The 12,131-nt window shown below is 59.9% G+C and carries 13 protein-coding genes; 11 read left to right on the top strand and 2 right to left on the bottom strand.

The window, feature by feature from the left end:
• Window positions 1-114: 114 nt before the first annotated feature.
• Both mutS and AD663_RS21330 read right to left on the bottom strand, forming a co-directional pair.
• On the bottom strand, window positions 115-2,682 hold the full coding sequence (mutS, locus tag AD663_RS21335; protein ID WP_172680623.1) for a DNA mismatch repair protein MutS: 2,568 nt from the start codon (window positions 2,680-2,682) through the stop codon (window positions 115-117).
• A gap of 569 nt (window positions 2,683-3,251) precedes the next feature.
• Entirely contained in the window at window positions 3,252-3,605 is a 354-nt protein-coding gene (locus AD663_RS21330; protein WP_003184850.1) for a DUF6124 family protein, read from the bottom strand.
• Between the two features lie 625 nt (window positions 3,606-4,230).
• On the opposite strand from AD663_RS21330, the gene AD663_RS21325 reads away from it, so the two are divergent.
• The 11 genes from AD663_RS21325 to AD663_RS21275 all read left to right on the top strand — a co-directional run bounded on the left by AD663_RS21325 (window position 4,231) and on the right by AD663_RS21275 (window position 12,129).
• On the top strand, window positions 4,231-4,965 hold the full coding sequence (locus AD663_RS21325) for an XRE family transcriptional regulator (protein WP_003184848.1): 735 nt from the start codon (window positions 4,231-4,233) through the stop codon (window positions 4,963-4,965).
• A gap of 512 nt (window positions 4,966-5,477) precedes the next feature.
• The gene (locus tag AD663_RS21320) at window positions 5,478-5,897 is read left to right on the top strand and encodes a tail fiber assembly protein (RefSeq protein WP_003184846.1); all 420 of its coding nucleotides are present in this window, start codon (window positions 5,478-5,480) and stop codon (window positions 5,895-5,897) included.
• Between the two features lie 84 nt (window positions 5,898-5,981).
• Entirely contained in the window at window positions 5,982-6,332 is a 351-nt protein-coding gene (locus tag AD663_RS21315) for a phage holin family protein (protein ID WP_003184845.1), read from the top strand.
• A gap of 45 nt (window positions 6,333-6,377) precedes the next feature.
• Window positions 6,378-6,890: a hypothetical protein gene (locus AD663_RS21310; RefSeq protein WP_053214490.1), complete on the top strand. Its 513-nt coding sequence runs from the start codon at window positions 6,378-6,380 to the stop codon at window positions 6,888-6,890.
• A gap of 3 nt (window positions 6,891-6,893) precedes the next feature.
• A complete protein-coding gene (locus AD663_RS21305; RefSeq protein ID WP_003184841.1) occupies window positions 6,894-7,505 on the top strand; it encodes a phage baseplate assembly protein V in 612 nt (203 codons plus the stop codon).
• A gap of 10 nt (window positions 7,506-7,515) precedes the next feature.
• Window positions 7,516-7,848: a phage baseplate protein gene (locus AD663_RS21300; protein ID WP_053214489.1), complete on the top strand. Its 333-nt coding sequence runs from the start codon at window positions 7,516-7,518 to the stop codon at window positions 7,846-7,848.
• Window positions 7,845-8,840: a baseplate J/gp47 family protein gene (locus tag AD663_RS21295; RefSeq protein WP_003184837.1), complete on the top strand. Its 996-nt coding sequence runs from the start codon at window positions 7,845-7,847 to the stop codon at window positions 8,838-8,840. The genes AD663_RS21300 and AD663_RS21295 overlap by 4 nt, the downstream gene beginning before the upstream one ends.
• Window positions 8,837-9,472 (top strand): phage tail protein I, encoded by a 636-nt coding sequence (locus tag AD663_RS21290; protein ID WP_003184835.1) that lies wholly within the window; start codon window positions 8,837-8,839, stop codon window positions 9,470-9,472. The genes AD663_RS21295 and AD663_RS21290 overlap by 4 nt, the downstream gene beginning before the upstream one ends.
• On the top strand, window positions 9,473-11,392 hold the full coding sequence (locus AD663_RS28625) for a phage tail protein (protein WP_003184833.1): 1,920 nt from the start codon (window positions 9,473-9,475) through the stop codon (window positions 11,390-11,392).
• A gap of 10 nt (window positions 11,393-11,402) precedes the next feature.
• On the top strand, window positions 11,403-11,828 hold the full coding sequence (locus tag AD663_RS21280; RefSeq protein WP_033046239.1) for a tail fiber assembly protein: 426 nt from the start codon (window positions 11,403-11,405) through the stop codon (window positions 11,826-11,828).
• Window positions 11,829-11,919: 91 nt separating this feature from the next.
• Window positions 11,920-12,129 (top strand): hypothetical protein, encoded by a 210-nt coding sequence (locus AD663_RS21275; RefSeq protein ID WP_003184831.1) that lies wholly within the window; start codon window positions 11,920-11,922, stop codon window positions 12,127-12,129.
• The last annotated feature ends 2 nt before the right edge of the window (window positions 12,130-12,131 follow it).

Genomic DNA, 12,131 nt, shown 5'->3' with positions numbered 1-12,131 from the left:
CGGAACCCCTTCACGGTGGGCTCGCCAGGTTTGGGAGCGATAGTCTGCGAACCAGGCTAATAGCCCGCAGCATCCCAAACCGCGCGAGATTCTAACAGCTTGAAAGCCTGTGCGTTAGATCCGTGTCTTCAATGTATAGAGTAAATCCAGTGCCTGACGTGGGGACAGGTCATCCAGATCAAGCTTGGCCAGTTCGTCGAGCACCGGGTGCGGCAGGCTGGCGAACAGGTCGCTTTGCTGCGGTACGGCCGGTTTGCCCTTGGTCGGACGCGGCGCTTCGTGGGGCAGGCTGGTGGTTTCCAGTCGGCTCAGGTGCTCGCGGGCGCGGCTGATCACTTCGCTTGGAACCCCTGCCAGCTGTGCCACCGCCAAGCCGTAGCTCTGGCTGGCCGGGCCGGGCAGCACATGGTGCAGGAACACGATGCGCTCGTTGTGCTCGGTGGCGTTGAGGTGAACGTTGGCCACCAGCGGCTGGCTTTCCGGCAGCACGGTGAGTTCGAAATAATGCGTGGCGAACAGCGTGTAGGCTCGCAGGTGCGCCAGCCGCTCGGCCGCCGCCCAGGCCAGGGACAGGCCGTCGAAGGTGCTGGTGCCGCGGCCGACTTCGTCCATCAGCACCAGGCTGCGTTCGGTGGCGTTGTGCAGGATGTTCGCGGTTTCGCTCATTTCCACCATGAAGGTCGAGCGCCCGCCGGCCAGGTCATCGCTGGAGCCGATCCGGGTGAAGATCCGATCCACCAGGGACAATTCGCAGCTTGCCGCTGGCACGAAGCTGCCGATGTGGGCCAGCAGCACGATCAAAGCGGTCTGGCGCATGTAGGTGGATTTACCGCCCATGTTCGGACCGGTGATCACCAGCATGCGGGTGTTATCGTCCAGGCTCAGGTCGTTGGCCACGAACGGCGTGGTCAGTACCTGCTCGACCACCGGGTGGCGACCTTGGCTGATGCGCATGCACGGCTCGCTGACGAAGCGCGGGCAGTTGAGATCCAGGTTCAGTGCGCGCTCGGCCAGGTTGCTCAGCACGTCCAGTTCTGCCAAGGCACCAGCGGTGTCTTGCAACGGCGGCAGTTGGCTGATCAGGTCTTCGAGCAGCGCTTCGTAGAGCATTTTTTCCCGAGCCAGGGCGCGGCTCTTGGCCGACAAGGCCTTGTCTTCGAAGGCCTTGAGTTCCGGGGTAATGAAACGCTCGGCGCCCTTGAGGGTCTGGCGGCGAATGTAGTCGGCCGGGGCCTGTTCGGCCTGCTTGCTCGGCAGTTCGATGAAGTAGCCATGGATGCGGTTGTAGCCAACCTTGAGGTTGGCCAGGCCGGTACGGGCTTTCTCCCGGGCTTCGAGGTCGATCAGGAACTGACCGGCGTTTTCGCTCAGGGACTGCAATTCGTCGAGTTCGGCGTCGTAGCCGGTTTTCAACACGCCACCGTCGCGGATCACCGCTGGCGGGTTGTCGATGATGGCTTTTGCCAGCAGCGCGGCCAGCTCCGGGTAGGTGCTGGTGGTGCGCGCCAGTTGCTGCAGGTGCGGCGCCTCGAGGTCGGTCATCGCCACTTGCAGCTCGGGCAAGGCGCCAAGGGCATCGCGCAGGCGCGCCAAATCTCGAGGACGGGCATTGCGCAAGCCGATACGCGCCAGGATCCGCTCGATGTCGCCGATTTCCTTGAGCTGCGGTTGCAGCTGCTCGAAGCGATAACGGTCCAGCAGACAAGTAATGGAGGACTGGCGCGCTGTTAAGACCGTCAGGTCCCGCAGTGGACGGTTCAACCAGCGGGTCAGCAGGCGGCTGCCCATGGCGGTCTGACAGCGATCGACCACCGATTGCAGGGTATTGTCGCGCCCGCCGGCCAGGTTGGTGTCCAGCTCCAGGTTGCGCCGGCTCGCGCCGTCCAGCACCACGGTGTCATCCAGGCGTTCGTGACGCAGGCTGCGCAAATGGGGCAGGGCGGTGCGCTGGGTTTCCTTGGCGTAGGCCAGCAAGCAACCGGCAGCGCCGATGGCCAGGGTCAGGTTCTCGCAACCAAAACCCTTGAGGTCCTGAGTGGAAAACTGCTGGCAGAGACTTTTCAACGCCGAGTCACGCTCAAAATCCCACGGCGCCCGACGCCGCACGCCACGGCGTTTTTCCGCCGGCAGGTCTTTGGGCCAGTCATCCGGAATCAACAGTTCCACCGGGTTGACCCGCTCCAGCTCAGCCAGCAGGTTCTCCCAGCCCTTGATTTCCAGTACCGAGAAGTTGCCGCTGGTGATGTCCAGCACCGCCAGGCCGAACAGGCGCTCATCGCCCAAGACCGCGGCGATCAGGTTGTCGCGGCGTTCATCCAGCAAGGCTTCGTCACTGACCGTACCCGGGGTGATGATGCGCACGACTTGGCGTTCCACCGGCCCTTTGCTGGTGGCTGGGTCGCCGACCTGCTCGCAAATCACCACCGACTCGCCAAGCTTGACCAGCTTCGCCAGGTACCCTTCCGCCGCGTGGTAAGGAATCCCACACATTGGAATGGCCATGCCTGCCGATTGCCCACGCGCCGTCAGGGTGATGTCCAACAACTTGGCGGCTTTCTTCGCATCCTCGTAGAAGATCTCGTAGAAATCGCCCATGCGGTAGAACATCAGCTGGTCGGGGTGCTGGTTCTTCAGGCGCCAGTATTGCTGCATCATGGGCGTGTGGGAGGACAGGTCGTTCACGGCTGTATTCATGGGTGTCAGGAAAGCTCGTTGAAAGGTGTGGGGCAAAAGGAGGGGCATTGGCCCGGCTTTTCCGCGATGGGCGCAAGGTTAACATGGGCTGTCTGGTGCTACCCAGAGTTTGGGGTTGTGTGTGTATCCGTTGCTGCGGTAACGGCTGCTGACGGTTCCGCTCTTACAGCGGCTCACTTTTGAGAAGCGCAAAAGTAAGCAAAACGCTTTTGCCCCACCACTCGGTGCCTCGCTAGGGCTCGGCATGCCTGAACGAAGGCATTGCTCCGTGGGCCGCCGCGAAGGGCCAACCATGGCCCAGCGCGGCTAACCCGGCGTCCATGCCGGGTTGCCCACTGCGCAATACCTTCGTTCAGCCAGCGTGGTTAACGGGGCGCCGAGATCAACGTCCACCGCGAGGCGGCCTGATAGCCGACCTGGTTCTTGGGGGGGGGCCGCGTTTCCCTGTGGGAGCGGGCTTGCTCGCGAAGGCGGCCTGACAGCCGGCCTGTTTCTCCGGCTGTACCCCGATCCAACTGTAGGAGCTTCTCTTAGGTCTCGGCTTGCATCATGAATGCCTACCTCACCTCAACCACATCCAGCGCCCGATTCGCCAACAACTGCCCCAGCTCAATCATCTGCTGGACCCCCAGCGCGATATGTCGTCGCGAGCCCTCCAGGTCGAATGCCAGGTCGCTGACCATGGCATTGGCCGAGGCCAGGGTTTCGCTGAGGTTGGCGAGCAGGCATTCGGCGTCGATGTTAGGGGCGATGATGAAAAGGGTGTCGAGGGTGTCGGATGTTTCTTTGTCGTCTTTCGGCTTGAGGTAATAGTCCAAGGCGCGGGTGGCCGCGTCATCGAGTTTCTTGGCGTTGGCCGATTGGCTGCGGGAGACGTGATCGTCTGGGGGATTTGGAGTGTTCTTCGGCATTCTATGGATCCTTGAAGTTGAGCTACCACTCACTCGCGACTAAACGAGGGGTGGCAGCTGTACGCAGGTTAGTCGACCGGGGATCCAAGGAACCGGCGCGCCCGAGGGCGCCCTGCGCACAGCTACCATCAAGTGCAGGAATAGAGGTACCTGACTGAATGGAGCAATGAACACCTTGGAATACCGAGCGACTAAACCCGATCACTGATGGGCAGTGACGAGAACCAAAGTACCGATGGGATCCAAGGTGGACAAGCCGGCGGATTCTGGCGTAGTCGTAGGCAGAGGCGCAAGGCGATGTAGCCTGGTGTCGCACATTTGAAGGATGCGAATCGAGAATTTTCCCAAGAAATTGTAGGGGGAATTCCCAATTCAAGGATTGGATTGGACCCGTGGCGAGGGAGCTTGCTCCCGCTGGCGCGCGTAGCGCGCCCAACAGGACTGAGCTCAATTCGCCGAATGCTCAGTGATTGGAGGTTTTGGGGCTGCTGCGCAGCCCAGCGGGAGCAAGCTCCCTCGCCACGTTGGATCGGGCCGACCTTGGGTGAATGGTTTCTTCATCGATATGCATGATTATGCAAAACAGCATTTGTCTTCTGCGAAAAGAACAAGCACTATGCGCGTTATGCAAAAACGCAACGTTTCTACCGTATTAAGAGCATTGCTCGATCAGCACGGGATCTCCCCCACGGAGCTTCACCGGCGCACCGGCGTGCCTCAGTCCACCCTCTCGCGGATTCTCAGCGGCAAGATCGTCGACCCTTCGGATAAACACATCTCGAAGATCGCCGAGTACTTCGCCGTGAGCACCGACCAGTTGCGCGGGCGCGCGGACGTTGTGCCCGCGGGCAACAGCCGCCGCGGCGAGTCGCATTCCGAACTCAAGGACATAAGCCTGTGGGATGACGAGACACCCGTCGAGGAAGACGAGGTATCGGTCCCTTTTCTGCGTGAGGTTGAATTGGCTGCTGGATCAGGAAGATTCGTCATCGAGGAAAGCGAGCGCTCCAGCCTGCGCTTCGGCAAGCGCAGCCTGCGGCATAACGGTGTGCAATTCGACCAGGCCAAATGCGTGACGGTACGCGGCAACAGCATGTTGCCGGTGCTGCGCGACGGCGCCACGGTCGGGGTGAATGCGGGCAAATGCGGCATCGGCGACATCGTCGACGGTGACCTCTACGCCATCAATCACAACGGCCAACTGCGGGTGAAACAGCTTTATCGCCTGCCTACCGGCATCCGCCTGCGCAGCTTCAACCGCGACGAACATCCGGACGAGGACTACACGTTCCAGGAAATGCAGGATGAGCAAATCGTCATCTTAGGTCACGTCTTCTGGTGGGGCATGTACGCCCGATAACCCACTCGCTGTCAGACAAAACCCGCCGCCGAGCGGGTTTTTTTTCGTCCTGAAAATGGCCGGACCTCCCGTATTCATTGAACGACGATGCATCCATGCATGAGGTGCGCATAAATAAATGCATTTACGCATTGACTGTATATGCATCCATGCATATTCTCTGTCCAAGCCGCTCGACAAAGCGGCTGGCAACAAAGCTCTTTAGTTCCATCAACAGGCAGCGATGAACCGGCCTTAACGGTTCAGAGGGTTGGCAACTGACCCGGGTGTGCAGCGTAAAGCACCAGAAGCAGTTATCCGGCGGGCAGGGACCGCGGTCGGAAAAACAATTTGAATGGATCCGTACCGCGCCAGTTGCGCCGAAAGATCAGCTTCCTTCTGGCCTTTGGCCAAGGAAGGCGAAGGACCGCATTACTGAAAAGCCCGGTTCGTTGCCGGGCTTTTTGGAATGCCTACCTGAACCAGGCAGATCAAAGAGTGCCGGGATGCCGGCAATAGATAAGGATATGAATATGAAAAAATATGCACGTGTTGTGGACGGCAAAGTCGACAATATCTATGAAACGGTCAATCCGATCTCTGAAGAATTTCCAGTCGACCAACTTTGGATTGACGTCACTGGCAAGTCTAGCGCTGAGATCGATTACGACTATGTAGCAGTCAACACTGGTGGGGTCTGGTCATTTAACTCCGGGTTCCCTTGGCCGCAGACTGCACTTGGCGAGCAGATGCGCATTGAAAAAGCCAGGCGGCTCGACAATGTCATGACCGGCGTGGCGTCTTCGGGATTGCAATTCAAAGTTGACCTGGGCGTGGCTACGGCTGCCGAGCAGGCTTACTTGCTTGCCTTCAAGGAGTACTGCATCGCCTTCACTCAGGTCAACAAACAACCCGGTTTTCCGCTGAGCATTGTTTGGCCGGAGGTGCTCTAAACGGGCTCATTAAAAAGCCCGGTTCAATCCCAGGCTTTTTTGCACGGCCTTCCGAACATTCCTCAATCCCCCAGGAGGCGTGACATGACAACCGAGCAACAAGCGTTGCTGGACATGCCGATCTGGCTGGTCATCGTGCTCGCCCTGGTGGGCGGGGTGACTGGCGAGATGTGGCGTGCCGACAAGGAAGGCGCCCGCGGCTGGTCGCTGTTGCGCCGCCTGGCCCTGCGCTCCGGCGCCTGCATGGTCTGCGGCGTCTCGGCGATCATGCTGTTGTACGCCATGGGCCTGTCGATCTGGGCCGCGGGTGCCTTTGGTTGCCTGACGGCGATGGCCGGGGCGGACGTGGCCATCGGGCTTTATGAACGTTGGGCCGCCAAGCGCATGGGCATTGATGAACCTCCGTCGCGCGACTCGCGTTCCGACCCCCGCTGATCCTTCGCTACTGATCTTCGTGCCGCCATAAAACAGGAGGCCTTGATGCCTGTCGTCCTAGAAAAACCTTCGCAGCTGTTAACGGCCATTGCCGAAACGTTGCGTGCCGCCATTCCTGGCTTGAATGTCGAAAGCCCCCAGGATTTCAACGGCTCCGGCGATCCGCCCTGGGTGTTGATTGCCATCGAGCAGGATGCAGCGGGCATACGATCCAGCGAGGGACGCATTGCCCATGTCCTGACGGTTTCCTTGCAAGCCGTGACGTCTGGAACAGCGTCGGCTGCATGCGACCTGGGCTGCGAGTTGAAACGCCTGGTGGTGGACAACCGCTGGGATCTGCCGGGCGATCAATGTGACCTGCCCGCTGACATCGGTGGCGTCGCGTCGACGTTCAGCCGCGGGACCCAGGCGTTCGCCGCCTGGACCCTTTCATTCACCCAAACCCTGTACCTCGGCCCAACGCTGCTGGATGACCCGCTGGGCATCCCAAAATTTGCCCGTACCTGGGAAGTGTCGAACATCGACGACCCGGATCAATACACCACACTCGAGGATTAGCCCATGTTCGATGCGCTTCTACGCATGCACCTGGGGCCGGTCATCGAGCGTCTGGCGCAGATGGAAACCGAGCTGGAAGACCTGCACCGTCGCGCCGACAGCTTTTGTCGCATCGGCGTTTGCCAGGAGGTCGATGCGGCCAGCAACACCTGCAAGGTCAGCCATGGAGGGCTGCTGACTCCGGCGATCCGCTTTTTCAACCCGAGTGCCGGTGCTCAAAGCGAGTCGCGCATTCCCACCGTGGGCGAACAGTGCGTGTTGCTCAACCATGGCGGCGGTGATGGAGGAGGGCAGTCGGTAGCGCTGTTCGGTCTCAATGGCGGGCAGTTTCCTCCGGTCTCGACACAGGCTTCGCTGACGCGTCGCCTCTATCAGGACGGTTCGGAAAACGGCTACGACCATGCCAGCCATGTCCTGCATTGGAAGAACGGTCCGGCGGCGTTCACCGGTTCCCGTGAGTCCCTCGAATTGAACATCGGCCCGGCGCGACTGGCGATGACAGCACAGACCATCGAACTGCAACTGGGCGCCGTCGGCCTGCGGCTCGACGCTTCCGGCGTGCACCTGAGCGGTCCGGTGGTGGATCACCAGGGGCGCGTCATCAGTACCGCATAAGAGATTTCCCATGATCGGAATCGATAGAAATACCGGCGCGACGGTCGACGACTGGCTGCAGTTCGTGCAGCGCGCCACCCGGGCGTTGACCACGCCTTTGGGCACTCGTCAGAAACGTCCTTTATATGGCTGCGCACTCACCCAATTGCTCGGGCAGAACCTCGGCGACGACTTGCTGATCCTCGCCCAGAGCTATGCGACCCAAGCGTTCTACAACCCGCAAAACGGCATCAGTGATTTTGAGCCTCAAGTCGTTGTCGCCAGCCGACAGGGCGCCGGCTTGCTGTTGCGCTTCGCCGGCACCTGGAAAAACCGCAAACAGACTTTCGAGGTGGTGACATGAGTATGTTGATACCCGGCCAGAACCAACTGGCCGAACCGGCTATCGTCACCGTCGAAGCGTTCGAGGACCTTCTCGCTGAGTTCAAGACCTTCGTGGTCGAGTACGTCGGCGCGCGCTCTCCGGCAAGCGCCGCGAAGCTGGTGGACAGCCTCGAAAACGAAAGCGAACTGCTGACTCTCGCGTTGGAGGCGTTCTGTGTCCGACTGCAAACCCACGAACGCAAATACAACGCCCGGATCCAGCAGATGTTGGCGTGGTGGGCCACTGGGACCAACCTTGACGCTCGCCTCGCGGACATGGGGCTCGAACGCCAGTTGCTCGACTCGGGCGACCCGGCGGCTTTCCCGCCCATCCCTCCGGTCTACGAGAGCGATGACGATGCGCGGTTGCGCTACTACCTGGCGCCCCATGCCCCGGCGGCGGGCTCGCGCATGCAGTATCGGCGGGAGATCTTTACCCTTGGCGAACGGCCGGCGGTGAAGGTGGAAAACGCCGCGGCGGGTGTAGTGACGGTCACGTATGCCTTCGACCCGGATGGGCAGGCAGCGCAGGTCAAGGACGGCAACGGACGCCGGACCGCACCGGGTGAAGTCACGGTCACGGTGCTTTCTCGCGAGGGCAACGGCACACCGTCCGAAGCGCTGCTCGACAGTGTTCGCCAGCATTTCGCCCGGCCCGACGTTCGACCGGAAACCGACCTGGTCATCGTGCAGGCCGCGCAAATCAAACCCTACAAAATCCGCGTCGTGGCGAAGATCAACGCCGGCCCGGATTCGGGGTTGACCCAGGTTGCCGCCGAGCAGCAATTGCAGGCTTATGCCGAGGCGTGCCATCGCCTGGAAGGACGGGTAGACCCGAGCTGGATCGACTACACGTTGCACAGCGCTGGCGCGGTTCAGCTGGAAATTCTCGAACCGTTGGTGCCGATTGTGACGACGGCTTTCCAGGCTCCGTACTGCACGGGCGTCGAGGTCGAGGTGGATACGTTATGAGTGACGAAACACCTCGCCCTAGTCTGTTGCCCGTCAACAGTTCTCCGTTGGAAAGGGCCCTTGACCTCGGTTTCGGCCGATTGCTTGAGCGCATCGATCCGCCATTTCCTGAGCTGATGAATCCGGCGGCGACGCCCCTCGCATTCCTTCCGTATCTCGCAGCAGACCGCGGCGTTGGTGAGTGGAGCACCGCGGCGCCCGAGACTGAAAAACGCCTGACCGTTGAACTCGCCTGGCCCACCGCCCGGCAAGCCGGGACGCGAAAGGCGCTGGAAAATGCCGCTAAGGGTTTGCAGCTGATGCCTGAAGTGCGCGCTTGGTATGAGCAAACGCCACCTGGCGCGCCCTACAGTTTTTCGGTCCGAGCATTCACCCAACAGCCCTACAGCGAAGCCATCGACGCGCGTCTCGACCGCCGCCTGGCCGATGCGAAAAGCGAGCGCGACACCTTGACGGTTTCGGTCGGTTTGAGTGCCTTCGGCCGTCACGTCATCGCCGCCGCCACGCTGTGCGGCGAGCTGACCACGGTTTATCCGATCGTCATCGAAGGGCTGGAAGCCTCGGGCCAGGCCTTCATGGCCGCCGCGCTCTACACCGTCGAAACCTCCACTATTTATCCACAGGGGTCCTAAATGGCCGATTACTACACCCTGCTCACCGATGCGGGGATCGCCTACGAAACTGCCTGCAAGGCGGCGGGCACACCCATCAAGCTGTCGCAGATTTCCGTCGGAGACGGCGGCGGCGCGATCTACAACCCGGCTGCCACCGCCACGGCGCTTAAACGCGAAGTGTGGCGAGGGCCGCTCAATGCGCTGTTCCAAGATGAGAAAAACCCGAGCTGGTTGCTGGCTGAAGTGACCATCCCGCCTGAAGTGGGCGGCTGGTATGTGCGAGAGGCAGGGATCTGGACCGATAGCGGAATCCTGTACGCGATTGTCAAATATCCGGAGTCGTTCAAACCGGTGTTGGCGACTTCGGGGTCGGGGAAAGAGTTTTACATTCGGTCGATTTTCGAGACCAGTAATGCTGAGTCGGTGACGTTGCTGATCGACGACACGGTCGTCAAGGCGACGCAGGCGTGGGTGGCGAGCTATGTCGCTGATGAACTTGCCAAGCTGGACAGGAAGCAATCTGTGCGGGTGGCGACAACGGCCAGCATTGCCCTAAGTGGTGCACAAGCAATCGACGGTGTTGCCGTAGTAGCCGGGGATCGGGTTCTGGTTAAGTCGCAGACCCTGGCGAAAGACAACGGCATTTATGTAGCCGCGAACGGCGCATGGGTACGGGCAAAAGATGCCGACGCGAGTGTCGAAGTCACCTCGGGATTGATGGTTTCGGTGGAGGAGGGGACGACTCTTGCCAATACGATCTGGCAGCTGACTACCGACGGTGGCATTGTACTGGGTATCACGGCGCTGACTTTTCAGAACATCACTCAAGGACTCGCGCCCCTTAACTCGCCGGTACTCGTCAATCCTACGGCGAACACGCCACCTCTATTTGACAACACGAAGTCGATCGCGACGACCGAGTACGTCATGCGCGCTAGTGGCAACTATCGTGGCTTTACCAGTTTGACTGCGACCACCACGTTGACGACATCAGCTGTTGGCACGCTGGTTACTACCATCGGATCCTTCTCGATCACCTTACCTCCAGTCAATTCCCTGTCGGCAGGTGGTGCGATCCATTTTCGAAATATCGGTAGCGGCATTGTCACTATTGTTTGTGTTGATGCTGACAACATCAACTCGGGGGCAGGTCAGATTAAAAGCATCGACTTGCAGGTAGGTGCGACCCTGGAGTTGACCGGTAATGGTGCGAGCGCTTGGTGGGCGGGTGGGACGGCACAGTTGCAATATTCAAGAGTATTTGGCTCGACTGCGGCCCAGTTCGACAGCTCTCTCAGATTGGTCAACGCTGCCTTTGCCAAGCGGATGGGCGTCGAGTATTCGGTGTTCGTACCGCTTACTGCCAGTTCCGCACTCGGCGCTTCGAGCATCGGCGGCATTATATCGGCGATATCCCCTACACCGATCAGTATCACATTGCCGTCGACCGCCGGAGTCGCAGAGGGTGCGACTATCGAGGTGGTGGCTACTGGAAGTGGTGCTGTAACTGTTCTTGCGTCTGGGGGAGACGTATTGGCGTCTCCGGTTGCGACAGGGATCACTGTCATCCTAGGTATGGGGGATAACGCAGAATTCGTAAAAGTGTCGACGACTTGGCGCTTGCGTGGCGGGTCCATAGCCCTTAAGTACGCTGCTTCCTTTGCTGCCTTATTCGGTTCCGCGGGCTATCAAAAATTACCGGATGGTTTGGTTTTACAATGGGGGGTAGGGATAACTTCTACGGGGGGGGCCGCTACCATCGCCCTTCCGATCACGTTTCCGACCGCGGTATTGAAGGTTCTGGTTTCTGCATCTGGAACTAACTCTGTCCCCACGGTCGGTGTGGTTGCTAACAACTCGATCGGAATTAACTGCTTCAACGGGAGTACAGGCGCCGGAAAGTCTGAAAACGTTCAGTTCCTAGCCATCGGTTACTAAGGAGAAAAGTATGTTCGCTTCAAAAATAGCCCGTGGTTTCTACGACGCAGCTATCAATGTTTCGATGCCAGACGACGTGGTCGAAATTTCTGCTGAACGCCACGCTGAGCTGCTGGCGGGACAATCGGAGGGTAAGGTTATTGCCTGGGATGATGATGGTCTTCCTGTGCTTGTTGATCCGCAGCCGTCCAGCGATGACGAGCTGGCAGTTGTCGAGCGGGCTTGGCGGGATCAGTGCTTGTCCGAAACGGACGGCGTAGTGGCTCGCCATCGCGACGAACTGGAGGAGAGTGTTGAAACCACGTTATCTCCTGCACAGTATCTCGATCTTCAGCAATACCGGCGTGCGCTTCGCAATTGGCCTGAAGCGCAAGCGTTTCCTCAGCTGGATCACCGTCCGATAGCCCCCTCCTGGCTACCTGAGCAACCCAAATAAACGCCCCGCACCGACGGGGCGTTTTCTTATCCGTCCAACACCCAACGGCCCCTTTTTGAAAGGGGCTTTTTCGTATCTGGAGAACCCAAAAATGGCACCACGCCAAACCTACACCGTGCTCCTCCCATTTCCCACCGGAGGTGGTCACTGGTCGACCAAGGGCCAGGAGCTCGACCTGCTCGACGTCGAGGCCAATGCCTTGCGCAGCGCCGGTCGTCTGGAGCTGAAAAAAACCGAGGCCGGCGAATCGGCCTCTGCATCCACCCCGGCCAAAAAGGCCGCAACCAAAAAGGCTGAATAACC

Origin of the sequence: Pseudomonas sp. Q12-87 (genome assembly GCF_001269755.1) — a bacterium.
Taxonomy (GTDB): Bacteria; Pseudomonadota; Gammaproteobacteria; order Pseudomonadales; family Pseudomonadaceae; genus Aquipseudomonas; species Aquipseudomonas fluorescens_S.
Note: the sequence above shows the minus strand (reverse complement) of the source record. Positions and strands in the feature narration are given on the sequence as shown.

Bases quoted from the DNA above. Each gene is read 5' to 3' on its own strand.
- AD663_RS21330 (WP_003184850.1), bottom strand. From the start codon at position 3,605: ATGCCGAAGAACACTCCAAATCCCCCAGACGATCACGTCTCCCGCAGC.
- AD663_RS21325 (WP_003184848.1), top strand. From the start codon at position 4,231: ATGCAAAAACGCAACGTTTCTACCGTATTAAGAGCATTGCTCGATCAG.
- AD663_RS21320 (WP_003184846.1), top strand. From the start codon at position 5,478: ATGAAAAAATATGCACGTGTTGTGGACGGCAAAGTCGACAATATCTAT.
- AD663_RS21315 (WP_003184845.1), top strand. From the start codon at position 5,982: ATGACAACCGAGCAACAAGCGTTGCTGGACATGCCGATCTGGCTGGTC.
- AD663_RS21310 (WP_053214490.1), top strand. From the start codon at position 6,378: ATGCCTGTCGTCCTAGAAAAACCTTCGCAGCTGTTAACGGCCATTGCC.
- AD663_RS21305 (WP_003184841.1), top strand. From the start codon at position 6,894: ATGTTCGATGCGCTTCTACGCATGCACCTGGGGCCGGTCATCGAGCGT.
- AD663_RS21300 (WP_053214489.1), top strand. From the start codon at position 7,516: ATGATCGGAATCGATAGAAATACCGGCGCGACGGTCGACGACTGGCTG.
- AD663_RS21295 (WP_003184837.1), top strand. From the start codon at position 7,845: ATGAGTATGTTGATACCCGGCCAGAACCAACTGGCCGAACCGGCTATC.
- AD663_RS21290 (WP_003184835.1), top strand. From the start codon at position 8,837: ATGAGTGACGAAACACCTCGCCCTAGTCTGTTGCCCGTCAACAGTTCT.
- AD663_RS28625 (WP_003184833.1), top strand. From the start codon at position 9,473: ATGGCCGATTACTACACCCTGCTCACCGATGCGGGGATCGCCTACGAA.
- AD663_RS21280 (WP_033046239.1), top strand. From the start codon at position 11,403: ATGTTCGCTTCAAAAATAGCCCGTGGTTTCTACGACGCAGCTATCAAT.
- AD663_RS21275 (WP_003184831.1), top strand. From the start codon at position 11,920: ATGGCACCACGCCAAACCTACACCGTGCTCCTCCCATTTCCCACCGGA.